Source organism: Bradyrhizobium centrosematis (genome assembly GCF_045571495.1).
GTDB classification, from domain to species: Bacteria; Pseudomonadota; Alphaproteobacteria; order Rhizobiales; family Xanthobacteraceae; genus Bradyrhizobium; species Bradyrhizobium centrosematis.
The window spans coordinates 5,375,110-5,396,375 of record NZ_CP120703.1 but is presented as its reverse complement, the minus strand read 5'-3'; the positions used below and the strand labels follow the sequence as shown (position 1 = coordinate 5,396,375).

The following is a 21,266-nucleotide window of genomic DNA, read 5'->3' as shown; positions in this document are numbered from 1 at the left end:
GATGCCGATGAAAAGTTTCAAGGTTGCCGATTTCAAGGCGCCGCTGCAGGAGGTCGACGAGGCGACGCCGCAGCCGTCGGGCACGCAGGTGCTGATCAAGGTGAAAGCGGCCGGTGTCTGTCACAGCGATCTCCACATCTGGGAAGGCGGCTACGATCTCGGCCATGGCCGCAAGCCGCTGTCGCTGAAGGACCGCGGCATCAATTTGCCGCTGACGATGGGGCACGAGACCGTCGGCGAGGTGCTGGCGTTCGGTCCCGACGTGAAGCCGACCGACCAGGGCGATCTCAAGATCGGCGATGTCGGCCTGGTCTATCCCTGGATCGGGTGCGGCAAATGCGCCACGTGCCTTGCTGGCGACGAGAACATGTGCCTGACGCCACGCTCGCTCGGGGTCTATTGCGACGGCGGCTATTCCGATCACATGCTGGTGCCGCATCCGCGTTACCTGCTCAATCTAAGAGGGCTCGACCCGGCGACGACCGCGCCCTATGCCTGCTCCGGCGTCACCACCTACAGCGCGCTGAAGAAGGTCGAGCAGCATTTCGACACGCCGATCGTGATGTTCGGCGCCGGCGGCCTCGGCCTGATGGCGCTGTCGCTCTTGAAGGCGATGGGCGGCAAGGGCGCGATCATGGTCGACATCGACGCCAGGAAGCGCGAGGCGGCCGAGAAGGCCGGTGCACTCGCAACCGTCGATCCCAAGGCGCCGGATGCGCTGGAGCAGCTTGCCAAGAAGGCGGGCGGCCCGATCCGCGCCGTGATCGACCTCGTCGGCAATGCCGCCACGACGCAGCTCGGTTTTGACTGCCTGACCAAGGGCGGCAAGCTCGTCATCGTCGGCCTGTTCGGCGGCGGCGCGACCTGGGCGCTGCCGCTGATTCCCATCAAGGCGGTGACGATCCAGGGCAGCTATGTCGGCAATTTGCGCGAGACGCAGGAGCTGCTCGATCTCGTGCGCAGCAAGAAGGTGCCGCCGATCCCGGTGACGACCGCCCCGCTCGCCAGGGCCAACGACGCGCTGCTGCAGTTGCAGCAGGGCGCGGTGGTCGGACGCACGGTGCTGACGCCGTAGTAACAACTCTACCGTCATTGCGAGCCACCGGGTCCGCGCAGAGCGCGGCCCGATGACAGGCTCCGCGAAGCAATCCAGAGATCCCTCCGCTGACATAGTCTGGATTGCTTCGTCGCAAGAGCTCCTCGCAATGACGAGATCACTCTGACCTTCACGCAGGAACCCCCATGTCCGCGAACAACGCCTTCCACATTGCCGTGCTCGCCGGTGACGGTATCGGCCCCGAAGTCATGGCACCGGCGCTCGAGGTGCTGCGCAAGGTAGGCGAAAAATCCGGTCTCGGCTTCCGCTTCACCGAGGCGCCGGCCGGCGCCAACAATTATCTCGCGACCGGCGAGTCGATGCCGGACTCAACGATCAAGCTCTGCGAGGAGGCGGATGCGATCCTGCTCGGGGCCTGCGGCCTGCCGTCGGTGCGCTATCCCGACAACACCGAGATCGCGCCGCAGATCGAGTTGCGTTTCATCTTCGATCTCTATGCCGGCGTGCGGCCGGCGCGCCTCATTCCCGGCGTGCCGAGCCCCATCGTGGGTGCCGACCAGCGCGGCATCGATCTGGTCGTGATCCGCGAATCCACCGAGGGCCTGTTCGCCTCGATGGGCAAGGGCGTCGTCACCCATGAGGAGGCGCGCGAGACCATGGTGATCACGCGCAAAACCTCCGAACGCCTGTTCGAGTTCTCGTTCCGCCTCGCCGAGCGGCGCAAGGCGCGCGGGAAGCCGGGAATGCTCACCTGCGTCGACAAGGCAAACGTGTTCAAGGCGTTCGCGTTCTTCCGCGGCATCTTCGATGAGATCGAGAAGAAGCATCCAGGGGTGAAGACCGACCGGCTCTATGTCGACGCCTGCTCGGCGATGCTGGTCAAGCGGCCCTGGGATTTCGACGTGATGGTGATGGAGAACATGTTCGGCGACATCGTCTCCGACATCACTGCGAGCCTGATTGGCGGCCTCGGCATGGCGCCGTCGGCCGACATCGGCGACAAATACGCGGTGTTCCAGCCGTGCCACGGCACCGCCCCCGACATCATGGGGCAGGGCAAGGCCAACCCCACCGGCATGATCCTGTCGGCGGCGATGATGCTCGACTGGCTCGCCGACAAGCACGGCGTCGAGAGCGCGGCGGAAGCCGGCGAGACGATCGAGCGTGCGGTGGACCAGGTCTATGCCGGCGGCATCAAGCCGATGGAGTTCGGCGGCAGCAATGGCACGGCGGATATTGCCAAGGCGGTGATTGCTGCACTCTGAAAGGAACTGGATGAGTAGGCAGGTCCCCGAACGCCATCGACACCTCCGGACGTTTGCTTTCGGCGACAGTCCCAGGCTCGCGGACGAATTGCTCGATCTCGTCGTCAGGGGCATCAAGACCGCAACCTGCAGCACGGAAGACGAGCCGAACACGTCTACGCCCGGCGAACGCTGGGTCGTGCTCGATGGACGGGGAGAGCCGCGCTGCGTCATCGAAAGTACCGAGATCACATATCGGCGCTTTCATGAGGTCGACGCCGCCTTTGCCTATGACGAGGGCGAAGGCGATCGTAGCCTGGCCCATTGGCGCAGCGCTCATCGCAGCTATTTCGGCCGGCTCGGACGATTCAGCGAAGACATGATGCTCATGTGCGAGCGCTTTCGACTGATCGAGGTGTTTGGGGAGCCGCCGCCAACGGAACCATAGCTGACTTTAGCCGGCGATGATCGCCTTCCTCGTTCCGGAAGCTGGCTATCTGGACCGAGCGCTTTGGTGATCAAACGCCTTCGACGAAAAGGGGGCCTTGCGGCCCCCTTCAATTCACCAGCGGTGCCAGTGGCGATAGCCCCAGCCCCATGGGCGCGGTCCGTAAAACCGGCGCGGGCCGCCATAATAGCCATAAGCGCCGTAATAGTTCGGGCGCCACCAGCAGCGGCCCCAGGGGTTGCAGACCCAGCGCACCTGGTCGACCTCGGCAGCGGGGCCCTTTGCGATCTGGTCCGCCTGCGGAATGCCGTTCGGCATCGCCGCGAGCGCCGGTCCCGAGGCAAGCGCCACACCGCCAATGGCAGCCAGACCAAGAACAGCAAATTTAAATGTCATTGCGATCTCCCTCATTGGTGGCGGGAGAACTATCGGTGGATCAACTGGTTGCTACCGCAGCGGGCCGCGCAAAGAATTTAATCTTCGTGAATGAAGGTTCAGCTACTTCCCCTGGAACCGCGGCTTCCGCTTCTCCATGAAAGCCTGCCGGCCCTCGCGAAAATCCGCGCTGTCCATGCAGGCATTGCCGATCGCCTTGACTGCCTCCATGTCGCGCTGGCTCTCGTCCTTGAGCACCTGCGCAATGGTGATCTTGGCGGCCTTGATCGCGAGCGGGGCGTTCTGCGAGATCGTCTCGGCAATCGTCATGGTCTCGCCCCAGAGCTCGTCGACTGGAAACACGCGTTCGACGAGGCCAATGCGCAGCGCCTCGGCGGAATCGATCCGCATGCCCGTGTACATCAACAGGCGCGCCCAGGACGGGCCGACCAGCGACACCAGATGCCGCAGGCCGTCATAGCCATAGGCGATGCCGAGTTTTGCTGCGGGAATGCCGAACTGGCTGCCATGCGAGGCGAGACGGATGTCGGCGAGCATGGCGACCTGCATGCCCCCGCCGAGACAATAGCCGTCGATGCAGGCGATCGTCGGCTTGGGATAGTCGGCGAGCAGGGCGCGCTGGACGGCGCTGCGCCTGCCGTATTCCTCGGACGCCGCCGCGTTGTGCCTGACCTTCTCGAACTGGCTGATGTCGGCGCCGGAGACGAAGGCCTTGCCGCCGGCACCGCGCAGGATCACGACGCGTACCGTCTCGTCGTCGCGCAGAGCCGTCAGCGCCTCGCCAAATCCCTCCCACATCTCCAGCGACATCGCGTTGCGCTTGTCGGGGTTGTTGAAGGTGATCACGCCGACGCCGCCGGCTGTGTGCTTGAGGATCTTGCCGTCGGCGTAAGGTGTTTCGTTCGTGCTGGACATGTCAGGCATCGCGCGCTCGCTCATCATGGGCAAGGTGCAATGTGCTGCGGGGGCGTTACCGCGGTCAACGGCGGCAGACGAGGAGGCCTGCATCCGCCTGTGCCGCCATTGCATGGCGGCGATGGGACGACGTTCGCGACACAGGGAGGAATGGCGGCCATTCGACAACAAAAAAGGGCGGTCAGACCGCCCCTGGAAGCAAAGGCCGCGCGCGGAAAGCGCGCGGGCCAAGACGGACGCAATGACATGCGTTCCGGTCCCGTTCAATCCGGCCGCGCCCCTGTGACGCGGCGGATTGAAGATCGGCGGCCAAGACGGACCGTCGGTCGATCTCAGCTTTCGTTGGCTGCGATCGATTCCATCAGCGAGACGAGCTGCCGCTGAACCGTCTGGTCCTTGATCTTGCTGTAGGCGCGCAGCAGGCGGAGGCTGAAGGCCGAATCGAGGAACAGCAGGCTCTCGACTTCGCGCGCCTTGTTGTCGCCGTCGTAGAAGAAGGTCACGGGCACGTCGAGGGCGGAAGCAATCTGCTGGAGCCGAGCCGCGCCGACGCGATTGACGCCCTTCTCGTACTTCTGGACCTGCTGGAAGCTGACGCCGAGCTTTTCGCCGAGCTCGGCCTGCGAGATCTTCATCTCGACGCGCCGCAGACGGATCCGCTTGCCAAGCTCGATATCCGGCTTGCCGGCGCTGCGCTGCTTCATTCTTTTCGCCGCTGCTTTCATCTCTGTTTTCACCTTTGTTCTTCGGTTGAAAATCCCCCGAAGAGCTGGGTCAGGGGTTCGCCCATATACGAGTGCCTGAATTCATGCGGGTGCACGAATTCTTCCTTAAACCACGGGAAGCGAGCCGGATTGAAAGCCTCGATCAGCCAATCAATCATGTGCCGCACGCGCGGAATCCGGCCGCTACCGGGATGGTAGGACAACCAGATATCCAGCGGTCGGTTCAGCTCGACCTCAAGTGGAATCAACTTCCCGCCAAGCGCAATGGCGTAGCTGGGGAAGACGCCGATGCCGGCGCCATTCGCGACCGCCCAATAGTTGGCGCTTGAGACGTTGGTCTTCATGACCAGAAGGTCACGTTCCGAAACGCCCGGGAAGAAGCTTTCGAAGGATTCCTTGGCGGCGAGCTGGTCGGCGAATTGCAGCACCAGGCGGTGCTTGATCAACTCCGCCGCCGAACGCGGCGCGCCATGCTTTTCGATATATTTCTCGGAGGCCCAGAACATCAGATGCATGCGGCCGAGCCGCACCAGCTTGATATCGAGCGCCGAGGGACGGGAGAGATGGATGGCGACGTCGGCCTCGTGGCGCGAGACGTCGGCCGAGCGCATCGCGCAGTGCAGGTCGACCAGGATCTTCGGATAGGCCTGCTGGAATTCAACCAGGCGCGGGGCGAGCCAGAACGTGCCGAGCCCCTCGGTGACGGCGACGCGGACCTCGCCGGACAGGGCGTTGGCCATCGAATCGCTCGCGCGCAGCACGTCGAAGGTGGCAGCCTCCATGCGCTCGACGGCGGACACCACCAGCGCACCTTCATCCGTCAGATGGGTGCCGTGGACGTCGCGGGTGAACAGCGTGGTGCCGGTCTGGCGTTCGAAATCGTCGATTCGCCGGCGCACGGCGTTGATCGACAGCGACAGGCGTTCGGCCGCCGATCGGAAGCTTCCGCATCGGACGACTTCAAGAAATATGCGGGCCGCATCCCAATCCGAGAGGCCGCTGAGATTTGTCTTTGGGCGTTCCGCCAGAGGAACGCCCCTTTCCGCCAAGGAGTGCATACAATTCCCTTCGGGCGGCTAAACTGGCAGAATCTGGCGCAAACCACAACCACTGCGGGTTGGGGGATGATGAGTTTTGAACGTCATCCTTACTACCTCGTGGGTGGTATCTGGATGCTGCCACCGGCTGGGAATCGGGCAGGTTGTTCGCCTGAATGAGGGGTGTGGCGTGAGTTCCGTTGCGAGCCTTAAGTTGGCTGCGGGATTGTCGGCGCTGTCCGCAATGAACGTCTCCGCGCGAGAGCCGGCTTGGCCTCCCTTGGTGGATCAATCGCAACGCGCCATGCGTTTTCTCCCAGACAGTTTCGATCATGGCCGACGGCGCAGCGGGGCGATGTTGGCAGGAACCGCGGTTCCACGGCAGAAACCCGGTGGAATCAGGTTCGGAGGCTCAGCGGCCTCATGCTATCCTCGATATTCCATGGGGGCCGAGGGGGTCGTCACCATCACGTCTCGCAGGCCGAATTAACGGAAAGAACGCCGGTGTCGCATTCAGACGAACAGTTGCAGTCGGTGCTGGAAACGCTCGAGGAGTGCCGCAAGGTTCTCAACGCGTGCAACAGCCGTGAGTCGGCCGAGCTGCTCTCCATCGTCATCCTCGACGTCAGGATGAAGCTCAAAGGAATAGACAGTGCCGATCTCAAGGCGCTGTGCGACGAAATGCTGCGGAGCGCAGCGAGCGTGCCGCCACCCCCTTTCAAGCAGACGCAGGACCAGCCCCGGCGTCCGCTGCTCCGCGTGGTGAAGTAGCCACGCCGCCGAATCTCGCTTTTTGGCGAGGTCTGCGCGCGTCCCGATGCCGCACCTGTGATCGCAGACGGCATCGGGAGGAGCCCTGGTTCCGTGCGCCTCTGTTGCGCATTCTCCGGCATCGGCTACACCAGAGCCGGTTCGGTTCCGGCCGGGCGCATGTCCCGTGCGCCGTAACGGCACCTGAGATGGCTCAGACGGCATCATGCAAAATGTTTCGATCCCGGCGGCGCTGATTGCCGGCCTCGTCAGCTTCCTCTCGCCTTGCGTCCTGCCGCTGGTTCCGCCCTATCTGATCTATCTCACCGGCGCCACCATCGAACACGTCGAGAGCGACGAGCCGGTCTCGGCCTCCAAGCGCGCGATCATGATGTCGGCGCTGCTGTTCGTCCTGGGCTTCTCCACGGTATTCGTCGCGCTCGGCGCCAGCGCCTCGTTGATCGGTGGGCTGATCCGGGCCTGGTCGGCGGAGCTGTCGATCCTCGCCGGCATCGTCATCATCGTCATGGGCCTGCATTTCCTCGGCTTGACCCGCATCGGCCTGTTGATGCGCGAGGGACGGCTGCCGATTCGCAAGCCTGTCGGGCTCTGGGGGGCCTACATCATGGGCCTCGCCTTCGCCTTCGGCTGGACCCCCTGCATCGGTCCGATCCTTGCTGCGATCCTCTCGATCGCTGCGGCCGAAGCCACGGTGACCAAGGGCGCCGGCCTGCTCGCGGTCTATTCCGCAGGTCTCGGCATCCCCTTCCTGATCGCCGCGCTGATGATCGAACAGTTCTCCGCACTATTCGCGCGCATGAAGGGGCACCTCGTCAATGTCGAGCGCGCCATGGGCGTGTTGATGGTGATCACCGGGATCGGCTTTCTCACCGGCGCGGTCTCGAATGTGAGCATCTGGCTGTTGGAGACGTTTCCGGCATTGCAGACGATCGGGTAGGGGCCTCGTCCGTTCACCGCGTGTCGTCCAGCGTGCAGACCACGGTGCAGATCACGCCGCGCGGCAGGAAATCGACGGTTGCTTCGCCGCCGAGCTGGTCCCGCGCGCTGCGCTCAATCAGGCGCGAGCCGAAGCCGCGCTGCACCGGCGCCGTCACCGGCGGTCCGCCGGTCTCGGTCCAGATCAGCCGCAGCCGTGGCTTCGGCGTCTCGGCGATGATCTCCCAGTCGAGCATCACCCGGCCGGTCTCGTTGGACAGCGCACCGTATTTCGCGGCGTTGGTGGCGATCTCGTGCACGATCATCGACAGCACCACGGCGAGCCGCGGCGACAGCGGCACGGCGGGGCCGGCCATGCGGATGCGATCGGGATTGTTCAGCACGAACGGCTGAAGCACGCGGACGATCACGTCCCGGAGCTCGGAGCCCGCCCATTTCTCCTGGCTCAGAAGGTTGTGCGCCTCGGCCAGGGCGCCGAGCCGTCCCTCGAACTTGATCCGCTCGTCCCGGCTGGCGCTGCGGAAGGTTTGCACCGCGATGGCCTGCATCAGGGCGAGCGTGTTCTTGACGCGGTGGTTGAGCTCTTCGATCAGGAGATTGTGCAGCATCTCGCCGCGCGCGATCGTGGTCGCCATCCTGACCGCGAAGGTCAGGCCGGTCAGCAGCAGGATGCCGCCGATCAGGCTGGTAATGGCGATGTTGCGCCAGAGCGGCGCGATCAGCGAGCTCTCGGCAACGCCGGCGACGACCGTCCAGCCGGTCAGGCGCGACCTGGTAAAGGCGGAGGACAGCGCGATCCCATCGAGCGAGACGGTCGAAAGGGCCGCTTCCGACGTGCGAGACATCGCGTCGTGGAGCGCGCCGGAAGCCTGCTTGCCGATCGTCTCGCCCGGGTTCGGCGCACGCGCGAACACGACGCCTTTGGTGTCGAGCAGCGACACGGTCCAGAGCTGGTCGGGCCGCTGCTTTTCAACCAGCTCCTGAAAGATGCTGATCGGCGGACTGAAGCAGAGATCGTAGACCACCCCGCCGTCGCGGAACACCGGGACCTCGACGGTGAGCACCTGCCGCCCATTAATCGCGCCGATGAACAGGTCCGAATATTGCGGCGATTTGGTCGTAAAGACCCTCTCGATGGTCTCGAGATGGCCGCGCGGCGGCACGCTTGCGATGTCCTCCGTCGCGGAGGAAAACAACAGCCGGCCCTTGCGGTCCGAGATCAGCACGAGGCCGCCCCTGCCGTACTGCTCGACGAAACCGAGCGCGATGCGCCGGAAGGTTTCAAAGTCGTCGTTGCGCAGCGAATTCGTCAGCGCCAGGACCTGCAGCCCGCCGGTCATCCGCTGCACCTCGGAATCCAGCACCAGGCGCATGCTGCGCACGTTCTCCAGCACGCGGCGCGTCGCATCGTTGCGATCCTGCGTGTAATTGTAGACGACGATACCGACCGCAAAGACGATCAGCGGCAACATCGTTCCCGTGACCAGGAGAGCGAGGCGGACCGGCAGGGTGAGCTTTGACAACGCGGGCGTCCCGATTCCGGCGCAGCCGCGCCGGATCATGATTTTGGCAAGACCATACGGGCGGGGCCTGCATGGCGCCACGATTTTCGCATCTGGCGGCAAGGGCAAAACGGAATCTTGCTGCCTCGCCGATACGTGCTGTGCTTCGGCGCGTGCTGATATGGTCAATAGTGGACACATGGCGAAGACGGCCGAGACTGAGCCCGGCCGCGCTAATGCTTGCGGCACCGGTCGCGTCCTCGAAGAGAATTGAGGAATTGCGTGCCATAAGTAGCCCGGGTTGCAGTGCAACAGGGTTGTGGCAGGAATGTTCTCCGACGAAGGAGTCCCAGCAACGCGGGCGAAATGACTTTCGTCCGGCCGAGCTTTTTCATACGCTTCCCTCTCGCAAGCCGCATACCGGCTGCGCTCACGCCCCGGCGACAGGGGCGGAGGATCAAAGGGAGGGGAGACCATGAAGCGAAGATCATTCCTCGCTGGCTTCGGTGCGACCACTGCGGCGGCCGTGGTCGGCATGCCGTCGATCGTCAGGGCGCAGGCTCCGATCACGCTCAACGGAGCCGTGCAGTTCAACGATGACCACGCCTTCAACCGGGCGCTGATCCGGTTCGAGGAGCTGGTGAAGACGTATTACGGCAAGCCCGTCAATTTCACCCTGCACAAGAATTCCTCGCTCGGCCTCGAGAAGCAGTATTTCGAGTACATGTCGCAAGGTAAGGCGGTCGATTACGGCATCGTCTCGCCGGCTCACATGTCGACCTTCGCCAAGGCCGCCCCGTTCATCGATGCGCCCTTCGTGTTCAAGGGCATCGAGCACATGAACAAGGTCGTCGAAGCCAATATCCTGGCGCCGATCGCCGACGAGGTCGCGGCGAAGGCCGAGGTCGTGCTGATCGGCTATGCCGGCGGCGGCATCCGCAACATCTTCGCCAACAAGCCGCTCAAGAATCTCGCCGATCTCAAGGGTCTCAAGGTCCGCGTGCAGGGCGCGCCGATCTGGTCGAAGACCTTTGCGGCCGTCGGCATGAGCCCGACCGTGATCGCCTATAACGAGATCTACAACGCGATCCAGAACGGGGTGATATCGGCAGGCGAGAACGAGGCGGCCGGCGTCGAGGCGATGAAGTTCTACGAGGTGGCTCCGCATCTCAACCTGACCCAGCACGCCGTGTCGATCCGGCCGATCTGCTTCTCGGTGAAGACGTTGAAGACCCTGCCGAAGGATCTGCAGGACGCGATCATGAAGGCCGGCAAGGAGGCCGGCGATTACGGCCGCCAGCTCGAATCGAGCGAGGAGGTCGTCAAGCTCGACACGCTGGAGAAGGCCGGCAAGCTCAAGCGCGTCCCGTTCGAGGAGCGCGACGCCATGAAGAAGCTCGCCGACCCCGTGATGGCCACCTACGCCAAGGAAATCGGCGCGGAGGGCATTTTCGAGAAGATCAACGTCGTCTGAGGTCGTTCTGTCCGCCGATAGCATTCCGGGCAGGCCCCGCTTCCTGCCCGGAATTGGCGGATGAGCGCCGTACGGAGCTCCAATGTCCGAAACGCACGTCCCGTCCACACCGTCGCTGTGGCGTCGCGTCACCGCGGCCTATGCGAAATTGCTGGAATTCCTGCTGGCCGCCTGCGTCGGCATCCTGGTCGTTCCGGTCACGCTGCAAATCATCTCGCGCTACACGCCCTTCATTCCCTCTTACATCTGGACCGAGGAGATGGCGCGATTCCTGTTCGTCTGGACGATCATGATCGGCGCCATGGTGGGCATCCGCGAGGCGCAGCATTTCGAGGTCGACGTGTGGCCCGACCTGTCGCGGCGGTCGGAGGCCGCGGTGCGGATCATCGCGCGGCTCGGCGTGCTGGCGCTGGCGATCGTGTTTGTGTGGGCCGGAATCGAATTCACACGTTTCGCCTGGAACAGGACGTCGGAGCTGGCTGATCTGCCACTCTGGCTGATCCACGTCGCCTGGCCGGTGGCCGGCGTGACCTGGATCGTGTTTGCGGGCGAACAGATCCTTGATGAAATGCGCGTTCTGGTCGGGGTAGGGCGATGAGCGGCAATGTACTCTCTGCCGGACAGGCCGCGATGGTGCTGTTCGGGGTCTTCATCGGCCTGCTCATCGTGCGCGTGCCTGTGGCATTCGCGCTCGGCCTTGCCTGCGTGCCGATCCTTTTGATCGAACCGCGCCTGTCGCTGATGATGCTCGCGCAGGAGACGTTCAACGCGTACAACTCGTTCATCCTGCTCGCAGTGCCGTTCTTCCTCCTGACGGCGAACCTGATGAGCATCGGCGGCATCACCGACCGCCTGGTGGCGCTGTCGCGCTCCATGGTCGGGCATTGGCCGGGATCGCTGGCGCAGATCAACGTCGTACTGTCGGTGTTCTTTGCAGGCATCTCGGGCTCCTCCACTGCCGATGCGGCGAGCCAGTCCAAGATATTCATCGATGCGCAGACCAAGGAGGGTTACGATCTTTCGTTCTCCATCGCCATCACCGCAGTCTCCGCGGTGCTTGCAGTCATCATCCCACCCTCGATCCTGATGATCGTGTGGGGCGGCCTGATCTCGACCTCGATTGCGGCGATGTATCTCGCCGGGATCGTGCCGGGCCTGCTGATCGCGGGCGCGCAGATGGCGACGGTGCACGTCTATGCCGTGCGCCGCGGCTACCCGACCTATCCGAAGGCGACCTGGGTCGAGATGCGATGCGCCATTTGGCGGTCGATACCTGCGCTGATGACGCCGTTCATCATCGTCGGCGGCATTCTGCTCGGCTGGTTCACCGCAACCGAGTCCGCCTGCGTCGCCGTGCTTTATTCCGTGATGCTCTCCACGTTCTTCTACCGCGAGACGGGCCTGCGCGAATTGTACAAGGCCTTGCTCGATACCGGGCGCCTTGCCGGCGTAGCGCTGTTTTGCGTCGGCACCGCCAGCGCGTTCGGCTGGCTGCTTGCCTATTACAGGATCCCGCAGGAGCTGCTGGCCAACGTCTCGACATGGGGCATGGGCACCCTCACGGCCGGCTTCTTCATCTCCTTCTGCTTCCTGGTGGTGGGCTGCTTCCTCGACGCCATCCCGGCCATCATCATCGTCGGCACCGTGCTGGAGCCGCTCGCCAAGTCGGTCGAGCTTCATCCGGTCCAGTTCGCGATCATTTCCATCGTGTCACTGGCCTTCGGGCTGGTGACGCCGCCCTACGGCCTGTGCCTGATGATCGCCTGTTCGATCGCCGGCGTCCGGCTACGCTATGCGCTGAAGGATACGGTGATCATGCTGATCCCGATGCTGCTCGTGCTCGCGGCCGTCATCGTCTGGCCCAGCGTCTCGCTGTTCCTGCCGCGCCTGATCGTGCCGGAGATGCTCAGATGAGCATGTGATGGGGAGATCCCGCGGCCGACAGCCGCGGGATCGCGGCGGCCGTTAGAGGTTGCTCTCGGTGATCGCGGCGTAAACCATGCTGCGCAGCTCGCGCCGGATCGGATAGGCGCTCGACGGCAGCACCTGCGTCATGAAGATCGCAATCAGCTCCTCGGCCGGGTCGATCCAGAACGAAGTGGTGGCCGCACCGCCCCAATTATATTCGCCGGGGCTACCGGCGATCAGCGTCTCGGCCGGGCGCATGGTGACGGCGAAGCCGAGACCGAAGCCGATGCCGTTGTAAGTGGCTTCCGAGAACAGCGAGCGCGAGACTTCCGGCAGCGCACGGCCGCCCGGAATGTGGTTGGTCGTCATCAGCGCCAGCGTCTTCGGGCCGATCAGCCTGACACCGCCGAGCTCGCCGCCATTGAGCAGCGCGCGGCAGAAGGTGAGATAGTCGGCGACCGTCGAGCACAGGCCGCCGCCGCCGGAAATGAACGAGGGCGGCGACAGGAACGAGCTCGTCGTCGGATCGTCCTGAAGCGTCAGGCCCTCGCGTCGCTGGCCGGCATGGAAGGTCATGCCGCCGCCGGGATCGGCGGAATAGCAGGCCGCAAAGCGATGCGCCTTTGAGGCCGGGACGTGGAAGTCGGTGTCGGACATGCCGAGCGGGTCGAGGATGCGCTCTTTGAGGAACTGCTCGAAGGGGATGCCCGAGATCTTGCCGATGAGATAGCCGATCACGTCGGTCGCGACGGAATAGTTCCACGAGTCGCCCGGCGAGAATTCCAGCGGGATCTTCGCCAGGCCCTCGATCATGGTTTGGAGCGTGCCTGACTTCTCGACCTCGCCAATCTTCTCACTGCGATAGGCGGCATCGACATTGGAGCGCTGCTGGAAGCCGTAGGTGAGGCCGGCGGTGTGGCGCAAGAGGTCGACGATCAGCATCGGCCGGGACGGCGGCCGGGTCAGGAAGGCCGGATAGGTACCGGCGACGAAGACGCCGAGATCCTTCCATTCCGGAATGTATTTGGCGACGGGTTCGTCGATCGCGACCAGGCCTTGCTCGACCAGCATCATGAAAGCGACGCTGGTGAGCGGCTTGGTCATGGAATAGATGCGGTAGATGGTATCATCCTTGACCGGCAGCTTGCGCTCGACATCGGCAAAGCCCTGAACCGAGCTGTGCGCGACCTTGCCGCGGCGGTAGACCAGAAGATGCGTGCCCGGGAAGCGGCCGGCATCGATGTACCGGCTCTTCAGATGCGCATCGACGCGTTCGAGCGCGGCCTTGGACATGCCGACGGATTCAGGCGAGGCGGGGGCGGGCGCGAGCATCAGTTCCTCCGGGCAGTTTGTCGGAAAGTTGATAGCGAAATAGCGGCTCCATTCCAAGCCGGTTGCGCTTAACGCGACCCTGCCGGTTGGTGTAGGCTGACCCTCCAACGCTTCCAGGCAGCCCGCCGGGGCCAACGACAAAAACGCGAGGGCAAACGCTTATGACCCAGTTCAACGAGACCGATCTCACCGAAGCCGTCGTCAAGAGCTTCGACAATACGCCGAATCCGCGCGCGAAATTCCTGCTCCAGGAATTGGTCAAGTCGCTGCACGATTACGTGAGCAAGACCGGGCTGACCTTCGAGGAATGGGACTACGCGATCAATTTCCTGACCCGCACCGGGCAGAAATGCACCGACACGCGCCAGGAATTCATTCTCCTGTCCGACGTGCTCGGCGTGTCCATGCTGGTCGACGCGGTCAACCACAGGGATCGCGAGGGCGCCACCGAGACCACCGTGCTCGGCCCGTTCTATGTGGGCGAGCACAAGGTGACAGCCCACGGCACGGATATTTCTCCGAACAACCAGACCGGCGAGCGGATGTTCGTGCAGAGCCGCGTCACGGATTTGAAGGGCAAGCCGCTCGCGAACGTCCCCGTCGACGTCTGGCATGCCGACGATGACGGCTTCTACGATTCACAGAAGGCGAATTACGATGAGGTCGGGGCCTCGGCGCGGGCGCGCTTCATCACCGATAACGACGGCCGCTTCTTCTTCCGCACCATCCTGCCGTGCAGCTATCCGATCCCGACCGACGGCCCGGTCGGTGAGATGATCGTGCAGACCAACCGCCATCCGATGCGCCCCGCACATGTGCATTTCCTGGTCAACGCGAAAGGCTATGAGCCACTGATCACCCATGTCTTCATCGGCGGCGACAAATATCTGGATTCCGACGTGGTGTTCGGCGTCAAGGACGACCTCATCGCCAAGGTCGAGCCGCGCACCGACGCTGAGATGCCCGACGGCACCAAGGCGAACGGGCAGTGGCATCTGATGACCTACGAATTCCACCTCAAGCCCGGAAGCGGCATGGCGCCGAAGCCGCTGGGGGTGAAGACAGCGGAGCCGGCGTGATCCGGGTTTGTCCGGCTATCGCAGCCGGAGCACGGCGAGCAGCACGATGACGGCGCAGGCCAGCACCGCCGTGGTCAGCTTCCAGAACAGCAGCGGATTGCGCTCCAGAAGTGGCGTGGTCCGCGTCGCGAGATAGGCCGGATTGGGATTTCTGAGTTCGAACACGAACTCGGAGAGGTCCTCGTGCCGCTTGTAGGGATCGGGATGCAGCGCTTTCCTGAGCGCGCCATCGATCCAGCTCGGGATGCCCCGCTCGGCATCGATCGCGGGACGGTATTGCAATTTCCACGCATCCGATCTGCCCCGGATTTTGGCAAGCTGGGCGCCGTAAGGAAGATGCCCGGTAAGCATGTGGTAGCAGATCGCCGCCAATGAGAACATGTCGGACCGGGGCGATCCGCCTTCGCCGAGGAAATATTCCGGCGCCGTGTACTGGACCGTGCCGAGAATTTCCGCGTCGGCCGATCTCGGCGCGGCCTCGGCGACGCCTGCGACCCTGACCGATCCGAAGTCGATGATCTTCGCGGTGCCGGTCTTGTCGATCAGGACGTTATCGGGCCTGAGATCCTGGTGCAGCATCTCCATCCGGTGGAAGGCGCGAAGCCCCGTGGCGATCTGCTCGATGATCCTGCGCACCGTCTCCAGATCGGGACGGGGATTGTCGAGCATCCACTGCCTCAGCGTCTGCCCCTCGACGAACTCGGTCGCGACGTAGAGATAGTTGCGCCGCGTCGATCGCGACCGCGGCTTGAGCACGTACGGACTGTCGATCCGCCGTGCGATCCATTCCTCCATCAGAAAACGTTTCAGATAGGCGGCGTTGTCGCGCAGGTCGATCGATGGAATCTTGAGCGCGACCGTCTCTTCAGTGTCCGCATCGACGGCGAGATAGATATGGCTGCGGCTGCTACCGTGGATCTCGCGGACGATCCGGTAGCCGTCGAACATCGCCCGCGGCTCCAGCAGCGGCGGCAGCGGCAGCGCCGATCTCCGATCGAAGACGCCGGATTCCTCCTCCGGCACCGCATCGATCCGGATGATCTGGACGGTGATGTTGTCGTCGCTGCCGCGCCGGTAGGCCTCCTCGACGATTGCCTTTGCCGCTCCGTCAAGGTCGGCTGCGTGCTCGCTCAGCGCGCTCGTGACGAAGCGCGCGTCGACGAATTCATAGGCGCCGTCGGTCGCCAGCAGGAAGATGTCGCCGGCCTCGATCTCGAACGCCTGGTAGTCGATCTCGAGCTGCGGATTGATGCCGAGCGCGCGGCCGAGATAGGTCTGCTCCGACGACACGATGATTCGGTGATCGTCGGTCAGCTGCTCGAGCGCCTTGCCGGCGACGCGGTAGATGCGGCAGTCGCCGACATGGAAGATGTGCGCGGTGGTCGCCTTGATGACCATGGCGCTGAGGGTGCAGACGTAGCCCTTGTCGCGGTCGTAGGCGTATTGGCTCTTGCGCGTCTGCGCGTGCAGCCAGGAATTGGTGGCGTTCAGCACGCGGCGGGCGGACGTCTTCACCGTCCAGGATTCCGACGTGCAGTAATAGTCCATCAGGAAGCTCTTGACCGCCGATTCGCTGGCGATCTGGCTCACCGTGCTGCTCGAGATGCCGTCGGCGAGGACCGCAGCGATTCCCTTCAGGCCGAGCAACGGCTCCTCGGGAATGAGGACGCCGTGGAAATCCTGATTGACAGGCTTGCGACCCCTATCGGAGTACTGGCCGACCGAAATCAGGAGTCCGCGGGTCATCGTCATCACCGGGAGAGGGGAGCCTCACCCTGCTCGGACAAGGCTCCCCTGTCGAGACGGATTCGATCAGGCGGCGACGCGGGGCTTCGCGGCCTTGTCGATCTGGCGCTTCGGCAGGGTCATGACATGCGTGGCGTAGAGGGTCATGCCGGTGAAGGCGAGGCCGCCGACGAGGTTGCCGAGCACGGTCGGGATCTCGTTCCAGATCAGATAGTCCATGATCGAGAATTTGGCATGGAGCATCAGGCCTGACGGGAACAGGAACATGTTCACCACCGAATGCTCGAACACCATGTAGAAGAACACCAGGATCGGCATCCACATGGCGATGACCTTGCCGGAGACCGAGGTCGAGATCATGGCGCCGACGACGCCGGTCGAGACCATCCAGTTGCAGAGCATGCCGCGCATGAACAACGTCGCCATGCCGGCCGCGCCGTGCGCGGCGTAGCCGAGCGTTCGGCCCTCGCCGATATTGCCGATCGCCGCGCCGATCTTGTCGGGTGCCTGCGTGAAGCCGAAGGTGGTGACGAAAGCCATCATGAAGGCCACGGTGAAGGCGCCGGCGAAGTTGCCGACGAAGACGAGACCCCAATTGCGCAGCACGCCGCCGAGCGTGACGCCCGGGCGCTTGTCGATCAGCGCGAGCGGCGAAAGCACGAACACGCCGGTCAGCAGGTCGAAGCCCAAGAGATAAAGCATGACGAAGCCGACCGGAAACAACAGCGCGCCGATCAGCGGCTGGCCGGTATTGACGTTGATCGTGACGGCGAACCAGGCCGCCAATGCCAGGATGGCGCCGGCCATGTAGGCGCGGATGATGGTATCCCGGGTGGACATGAAGATCTTGGACTCGCCCGCATCAACCATCTTGGTGACGAATTCCGAAGGCGCGAGATACGACATCAATGGTTCCTTTGCTTCGTAAGTGAGACCGACGCGCCACTGGCGAAGGCGCGTCTGAACATCTTGGGCCGTGCGGGCTGGCCGGCCGCGCACGAGGGCTATGGAGAGTCGGAAGCCTTGGGAATCGCGTCACGAGGACTTGGCCGGTGAGGGCCGCGAAGCAGTTGAGCTTCCAGGCACAGCCGCCAGAGGCTGCACCGATGCGGCAAGCCGCAGTCGTCGTTGACGCCAAGGGCGATGCAAGTCGCGTGCCGCATCGTGGTGCTGCAAAAATCCAGTGATCTCAATGAGATCCGTCTTTGACGGAACGGATCCCGCGCGACCGCGGGCCTGTTGTATGAGCGGCTGCACAAGCTTTGTGCGCCGCACAACAATTAAGCAGAGCGCTGGTTTCGCAAGCGGAACAGCGCTGCGGCAGTCTGGCGCATCTCAGTTAACCTGCTGATTAATTGATATTTTTTCGGGTGTCGGCCTTGGCACGAAGCTTGAATGGTTCCCCACGACGCCATTGAAGCCGTCCCGCGAGATTTCTCATCCGACTTGCCGACGCCACCAGACGGGGGTCTCCCCCGTCGCGCGTTCGCATGCGCCAAGGACGGCGCCGCCGGACGGACGGGCTGCTCGTGTGCACAGACGCCAATCAATTCTGCAACGATGCAAAGGACGACACTGCCTATGACCATGCGCACTCGCCGGCCCTCGGAGACGGGCCTTAGCCGCCGTCAATTGTTGAAAGCCACCGGCTCGACCGCCGCACTTCTCGCCGCAGCAAAACTGAATTTCCCCGCCGGCGCGTTCGCGCAGGACGCAGGCCCCGAGGTCAAGGGTGCCAAGCTCGGATTCATCGCGCTCTCCGATGCCGGACCGCTCTTCGTCGCCAAGGACAAGGGCCTGTTCGCCAAATACGGCATGCCCGACGTCGACGTGCAGAAGCAGGCCTCCTGGGGCACGACGCGCGACAACCTCGTGCTCGGCTCGGAAGGCAACGGCATCGACGGCGCGCATATCCTCACGCCAATGCCCTATCTGATGTCGGCCGGCAAGGTGACGCAGAACAACCAGCCGACGCCGATGTACATTTTGGCGCGGCTCAATCTCGACAGCCAGTGCATCTCCGTCGCCAACGAATATGCCGACCTCAAGCTCGGCGTCGATGCGGCACCGTTCAAGGCCGCGCTGGAGAAGAAGAAGGCGTCTGGCAAGGCGGTGAAAGCCGCGATGACATTTCCCGGCGGCACCCACGACCTCTGGATCCGCTATTGGCTCGCCGCCGGCGGCATCGATCCCGACAAGGACATCGAGACCATCGTGGTGCCGCCGCCGCAGATGGTGGCCAACATGAAGGTCGGCACCATGGACTGCTTCTGCGTCGGCGAGCCCTGGAACCTGCAGCTGATCCATCAGAAGATCGGCTACACCGCGGTCAACACCGGCGAGCTCTGGAACAAGCATCCGGAAAAGTCCTTCGGCATGCGCGCCGCCTTCGTCGACAAATATCCGAAATCGGCAAAGGCGCTGCTGATGGCCGTGATGGAAGCCCAGCAATGGTCCGACAAGGCCGAGAACAAGGCCGAGCTTGCCGCCATCATGGGCAAGCGGCAGTGGATGAACTGCCCGGTCGAGGACGTGCTCGACCGCACCGCGGGGAAGTTCGACTACGGCATTCCGGGCAAGGTGGTCGAGAACTCGCCGCACATCATGAAGTACTGGCGCGACTTCGCCTCCTATCCGTTCCAGAGCCACGACCTCTGGTTCCTCACCGAGGACATCCGCTGGGGCAAGTACGAGGCCGGCTTCGATACCAAGGCGCTGATCGCCAAGGTCAACCGTGAGGACATGTGGCGCGATGCGGCCAAGACGCTCGGCGTCGCTGCCGCGGAAATCCCGACCTCGACCTCGCGCGGCAAGGAGACCTTCTTCGACGGCAAGGTGTTCGATCCCGAAAATCCGGCAGCCTATCTGAAGTCGCTTGCGATCAAGCGCGTCGAAGTCTGATGCAGCCCTGCGGCCGCCCGTTGGGCGGCCGCATCGTCCTGATCATGCCGGAACAAGGGATTTTCGATGAACATGCCTGCCACGAAGATTGAGCTTGAGACCGCATCGCCTGCGGCCGTTGCGGCGCCGGTCGTCGCGCTGACGCCGAAGCGTCCGCCGCGCGCCGAGAGCTACGCACGAATGGCGCGCGAAACCGCCGTGCGCGTGATCCCGCCGCTGGTCGTGATCGCGCTTCTGACGGTGGTGTGGGAGCTGGTCTGCCGCCGCGCCGGCTCGGCGCTGCCGCCGCCGTCGAAAGTTTTCAACGACACCAAGGAACTGATTTTCGATCCGTTCTTCGACCATGGCGGCATCGACAAGGGGCTGTTCTGGCATCTGTCCGCCAGTCTCCAGCGCGTGGCGCTCGGCTATTCGCTGTCTGCGGTCGCCGGCATCGCGCTCGGCGTGCTGGTCGGGCAGTCGGTCTGGGCCATGCGCGGGCTCGATCCATTGTTCCAGGTGCTGCGCACGATTCCGCCGCTGGCCTGGCTGCCGCTCTCGCTGGCGGCGTTCCGGGACGGTCAGCCCTCGGCGATCTTCGTCATCTTCATCACCTCGATCTGGCCGATCATCATCAACACCGCGGTCGGCATCCGCAACATCCCGCAGGACTATCGCAACGTCGCCGCCGTGGTGCAGCTCAACCCGCTCGAGTTCTTCTCCAAGATCATGATCCCGGCGGCCGCGCCCTACATCTTCACCGGCCTTCGCATCGGCATCGGCCTGTCGTGGCTGGCGATCGTCGCGGCGGAAATGCTGATCGGCGGCGTCGGCATCGGCTTCTTCATCTGGGACGCCTGGAACTCCTCGCATATCAGCGAGATCATCCTGGCCCTGTTCTATGTCGGCATCGTCGGCTTCGTGCTGGACCGCCTGATCGCGGGCCTCGGCAAGGTCGTCACCCGCGGCACCGCGCTGAACTGAGAGGAGGGGGCCACATGACCGCCTATCTGAAGCTCGACCACATCGACAAGGTCTTCACCCGCGGCGCCGCCACCACGGAGGTGCTCAAGGACATCAACCTGACGATCGAGAAGGGCGAATACGTCTCGATCATCGGCCATTCCGGCTGCGGCAAGTCGACCCTGCTCAACATCATCGCAGGGCTGACCAACGCCACCACCGGCGGCGTGCTGCTGGAAAATCGCGAGGTCAACTCGCCGGGGCCCGACCGCGCCGTTGTGTTCCAGAACCACAGCCTGTTGCCGTGGCTGACCGTCTACGAGAACGTCAGGCTCGGCGTCGACAAGGTCTTCGCCAAGACCAAGTCCCGCGCCGAGCGCGACGCCTGGGTCATGCACAATCTCAACCTCGTGCAGATGGCCCATGCCAGGGACAAGCGGCCGTCCGAAATCTCCGGCGGCATGAAGCAGCGCGTCGGTATCGCCCGGGCGCTGGCCATGGAGCCGAAAGTGCTGTTGCTGGACGAGCCGTTCGGCGCGCTCGATGCGCTGACCCGTGCGCATCTGCAGGACTCGGTGATGGCGCTGCATCAGAAGCTCGGCAATACGATCCTGATGATCACCCACGACGTCGACGAAGCCGTGCTCTTGTCCGATCGCATCGTGATGATGACGAACGGACCGAGCGCGCGTATTGGCGAGGTGCTGGAGGTGCCGCTGGCGCGGCCACGCAAGCGGCTCGAGCTTGCCACCAACACCACCTACTTGAAGTGCCGCCAGCGGGTGCTCGAGTTCCTGTACGAGCGTCATCGCTTCGTCGAGGCCGCATAGACCAGGCGTTAACGCGAAAGATG

The 21,266-nt window shown here is 63.7% G+C and carries 20 protein-coding genes; 12 read left to right on the top strand and 8 right to left on the bottom strand.

What is annotated here, in order from left to right; all coding sequences use genetic code 11:
* Positions 1–7 precede the first annotated feature (7 nt).
* The 3 genes from P6U31_RS25765 to P6U31_RS25755 all read left to right on the top strand — a co-directional run bounded on the left by P6U31_RS25765 (position 8) and on the right by P6U31_RS25755 (position 2,749).
* Positions 8–1,075 carry an alcohol dehydrogenase gene (locus P6U31_RS25765; RefSeq protein WP_407184565.1) on the top strand — a complete coding sequence of 356 codons (1,068 nt, stop codon included), beginning with the start codon at positions 8–10 and terminating at the stop codon, positions 1,073–1,075.
* A gap of 167 nt (positions 1,076–1,242) precedes the next feature.
* On the top strand, positions 1,243–2,322 hold the full coding sequence (locus tag P6U31_RS25760) for an isocitrate/isopropylmalate dehydrogenase family protein (RefSeq protein WP_407184564.1): 1,080 nt from the start codon (positions 1,243–1,245) through the stop codon (positions 2,320–2,322).
* A 10-nt stretch (positions 2,323–2,332) separates the two neighbouring features.
* Positions 2,333–2,749: an ASCH domain-containing protein gene (locus P6U31_RS25755; protein WP_407184563.1), complete on the top strand. Its 417-nt coding sequence runs from the start codon at positions 2,333–2,335 to the stop codon at positions 2,747–2,749.
* Between the two features lie 114 nt (positions 2,750–2,863).
* Here P6U31_RS25755 and P6U31_RS25750 read toward each other — a convergent pair whose 3' ends face one another.
* From P6U31_RS25750 to P6U31_RS25735, 4 genes are all read right to left on the bottom strand, one after another.
* The gene (locus P6U31_RS25750; RefSeq protein ID WP_407184562.1) at positions 2,864–3,145 is read right to left on the bottom strand and encodes a hypothetical protein; all 282 of its coding nucleotides are present in this window, start codon (positions 3,143–3,145) and stop codon (positions 2,864–2,866) included.
* A 102-nt stretch (positions 3,146–3,247) separates the two neighbouring features.
* Positions 3,248–4,069, bottom strand: coding sequence for an enoyl-CoA hydratase (locus P6U31_RS25745; RefSeq protein WP_407184561.1), 822 nt, complete (start codon positions 4,067–4,069; stop codon positions 3,248–3,250).
* Positions 4,070–4,392: 323 nt separating this feature from the next.
* Positions 4,393–4,764, bottom strand: a complete 372-nt coding sequence (locus P6U31_RS25740) for a helix-turn-helix domain-containing protein (RefSeq protein ID WP_020608151.1) — start codon at positions 4,762–4,764, stop codon at positions 4,393–4,395.
* 29 nt (positions 4,765–4,793) lie between these two features.
* A complete protein-coding gene (locus P6U31_RS25735; protein ID WP_128924405.1) occupies positions 4,794–5,843 on the bottom strand; it encodes a LysR family transcriptional regulator in 1,050 nt (349 codons plus the stop codon).
* Between the two features lie 483 nt (positions 5,844–6,326).
* On the opposite strand from P6U31_RS25735, the gene P6U31_RS25730 reads away from it, so the two are divergent.
* Positions 6,327–6,593, top strand: a complete 267-nt coding sequence (locus P6U31_RS25730) for a hypothetical protein (RefSeq protein ID WP_407184560.1) — start codon at positions 6,327–6,329, stop codon at positions 6,591–6,593.
* A 205-nt stretch (positions 6,594–6,798) separates the two neighbouring features.
* Positions 6,799–7,530, top strand: coding sequence for a cytochrome c biogenesis CcdA family protein (locus P6U31_RS25725; RefSeq protein WP_407184559.1), 732 nt, complete (start codon positions 6,799–6,801; stop codon positions 7,528–7,530).
* Positions 7,531–7,543: 13 nt separating this feature from the next.
* Here P6U31_RS25725 and P6U31_RS25720 read toward each other — a convergent pair whose 3' ends face one another.
* Positions 7,544–9,001, bottom strand: coding sequence for a sensor histidine kinase (locus P6U31_RS25720; protein WP_407189944.1), 1,458 nt, complete (start codon positions 8,999–9,001; stop codon positions 7,544–7,546).
* Positions 9,002–9,506: 505 nt separating this feature from the next.
* Between P6U31_RS25720 and P6U31_RS25715 the strand changes: the two genes are divergently transcribed.
* From P6U31_RS25715 to P6U31_RS25705, 3 genes are all read left to right on the top strand, one after another.
* A complete protein-coding gene (locus tag P6U31_RS25715) occupies positions 9,507–10,505 on the top strand; it encodes a TRAP transporter substrate-binding protein (RefSeq protein ID WP_407184558.1) in 999 nt (332 codons plus the stop codon).
* A gap of 82 nt (positions 10,506–10,587) precedes the next feature.
* Entirely contained in the window at positions 10,588–11,103 is a 516-nt protein-coding gene (locus tag P6U31_RS25710; RefSeq protein WP_407184557.1) for a TRAP transporter small permease, read from the top strand.
* A complete protein-coding gene (locus tag P6U31_RS25705; RefSeq protein WP_407184556.1) occupies positions 11,100–12,419 on the top strand; it encodes a TRAP transporter large permease in 1,320 nt (439 codons plus the stop codon). The genes P6U31_RS25710 and P6U31_RS25705 overlap by 4 nt, the downstream gene beginning before the upstream one ends.
* Before the next feature lie 51 nt (positions 12,420–12,470).
* Here the strand turns inward: P6U31_RS25705 and P6U31_RS25700 are convergent, their stop codons facing one another.
* Positions 12,471–13,745 (bottom strand): serine hydrolase domain-containing protein, encoded by a 1,275-nt coding sequence (locus P6U31_RS25700; protein WP_407184555.1) that lies wholly within the window; start codon positions 13,743–13,745, stop codon positions 12,471–12,473.
* Positions 13,746–13,906: 161 nt separating this feature from the next.
* Between P6U31_RS25700 and P6U31_RS25695 the strand changes: the two genes are divergently transcribed.
* On the top strand, positions 13,907–14,824 hold the full coding sequence (locus P6U31_RS25695) for an intradiol ring-cleavage dioxygenase (RefSeq protein ID WP_407184554.1): 918 nt from the start codon (positions 13,907–13,909) through the stop codon (positions 14,822–14,824).
* Positions 14,825–14,839: 15 nt separating this feature from the next.
* Here P6U31_RS25695 and P6U31_RS25690 read toward each other — a convergent pair whose 3' ends face one another.
* Together P6U31_RS25690 and P6U31_RS25685 are read right to left on the bottom strand one after the other, a co-directional pair.
* Entirely contained in the window at positions 14,840–16,576 is a 1,737-nt protein-coding gene (locus tag P6U31_RS25690) for a protein kinase domain-containing protein (protein ID WP_407184553.1), read from the bottom strand.
* A 60-nt stretch (positions 16,577–16,636) separates the two neighbouring features.
* The gene (locus P6U31_RS25685; RefSeq protein WP_407184552.1) at positions 16,637–17,476 is read right to left on the bottom strand and encodes a formate/nitrite transporter family protein; all 840 of its coding nucleotides are present in this window, start codon (positions 17,474–17,476) and stop codon (positions 16,637–16,639) included.
* 675 nt (positions 17,477–18,151) lie between these two features.
* Between P6U31_RS25685 and P6U31_RS25680 the strand changes: the two genes are divergently transcribed.
* The 3 genes from P6U31_RS25680 to P6U31_RS25670 all read left to right on the top strand — a co-directional run bounded on the left by P6U31_RS25680 (position 18,152) and on the right by P6U31_RS25670 (position 21,243).
* Positions 18,152–19,471, top strand: coding sequence for an ABC transporter substrate-binding protein (locus P6U31_RS25680; RefSeq protein WP_407184551.1), 1,320 nt, complete (start codon positions 18,152–18,154; stop codon positions 19,469–19,471).
* 66 nt (positions 19,472–19,537) lie between these two features.
* Positions 19,538–20,434: a nitrate ABC transporter permease gene (gene ntrB, locus P6U31_RS25675; RefSeq protein ID WP_407184550.1), complete on the top strand. Its 897-nt coding sequence runs from the start codon at positions 19,538–19,540 to the stop codon at positions 20,432–20,434.
* 14 nt (positions 20,435–20,448) lie between these two features.
* The gene (locus tag P6U31_RS25670; protein WP_407184549.1) at positions 20,449–21,243 is read left to right on the top strand and encodes an ABC transporter ATP-binding protein; all 795 of its coding nucleotides are present in this window, start codon (positions 20,449–20,451) and stop codon (positions 21,241–21,243) included.
* Positions 21,244–21,266: the final 23 nt, after the last annotated feature.

Coding starts and splice junctions, on each gene's coding strand:
- P6U31_RS25670 (WP_407184549.1), top strand. CDS start 20,449: ATGACCGCCTATCTGAAGCTCGACCACATCGACAAGGTCTTCACCCGC.
- P6U31_RS25715 (WP_407184558.1), top strand. CDS start 9,507: ATGAAGCGAAGATCATTCCTCGCTGGCTTCGGTGCGACCACTGCGGCG.
- P6U31_RS25735 (WP_128924405.1), bottom strand. CDS start 5,843: ATGCACTCCTTGGCGGAAAGGGGCGTTCCTCTGGCGGAACGCCCAAAG.
- P6U31_RS25745 (WP_407184561.1), bottom strand. CDS start 4,069: ATGCCTGACATGTCCAGCACGAACGAAACACCTTACGCCGACGGCAAG.
- P6U31_RS25725 (WP_407184559.1), top strand. CDS start 6,799: ATGCAAAATGTTTCGATCCCGGCGGCGCTGATTGCCGGCCTCGTCAGC.
- ntrB (WP_407184550.1), top strand. CDS start 19,538: ATGAACATGCCTGCCACGAAGATTGAGCTTGAGACCGCATCGCCTGCG.
- P6U31_RS25755 (WP_407184563.1), top strand. CDS start 2,333: ATGAGTAGGCAGGTCCCCGAACGCCATCGACACCTCCGGACGTTTGCT.
- P6U31_RS25695 (WP_407184554.1), top strand. CDS start 13,907: ATGACCCAGTTCAACGAGACCGATCTCACCGAAGCCGTCGTCAAGAGC.
- P6U31_RS25740 (WP_020608151.1), bottom strand. CDS start 4,764: ATGAAGCAGCGCAGCGCCGGCAAGCCGGATATCGAGCTTGGCAAGCGG.
- P6U31_RS25685 (WP_407184552.1), bottom strand. CDS start 17,476: ATGTCGTATCTCGCGCCTTCGGAATTCGTCACCAAGATGGTTGATGCG.
- P6U31_RS25710 (WP_407184557.1), top strand. CDS start 10,588: ATGTCCGAAACGCACGTCCCGTCCACACCGTCGCTGTGGCGTCGCGTC.
- P6U31_RS25705 (WP_407184556.1), top strand. CDS start 11,100: ATGAGCGGCAATGTACTCTCTGCCGGACAGGCCGCGATGGTGCTGTTC.
- P6U31_RS25690 (WP_407184553.1), bottom strand. CDS start 16,576: ATGACGATGACCCGCGGACTCCTGATTTCGGTCGGCCAGTACTCCGAT.
- P6U31_RS25680 (WP_407184551.1), top strand. CDS start 18,152: ATGACCATGCGCACTCGCCGGCCCTCGGAGACGGGCCTTAGCCGCCGT.
- P6U31_RS25760 (WP_407184564.1), top strand. CDS start 1,243: ATGTCCGCGAACAACGCCTTCCACATTGCCGTGCTCGCCGGTGACGGT.
- P6U31_RS25700 (WP_407184555.1), bottom strand. CDS start 13,745: ATGCTCGCGCCCGCCCCCGCCTCGCCTGAATCCGTCGGCATGTCCAAG.
- P6U31_RS25750 (WP_407184562.1), bottom strand. CDS start 3,145: ATGACATTTAAATTTGCTGTTCTTGGTCTGGCTGCCATTGGCGGTGTG.
- P6U31_RS25765 (WP_407184565.1), top strand. CDS start 8: ATGAAAAGTTTCAAGGTTGCCGATTTCAAGGCGCCGCTGCAGGAGGTC.
- P6U31_RS25720 (WP_407189944.1), bottom strand. CDS start 9,001: ATGTTGCCGCTGATCGTCTTTGCGGTCGGTATCGTCGTCTACAATTAC.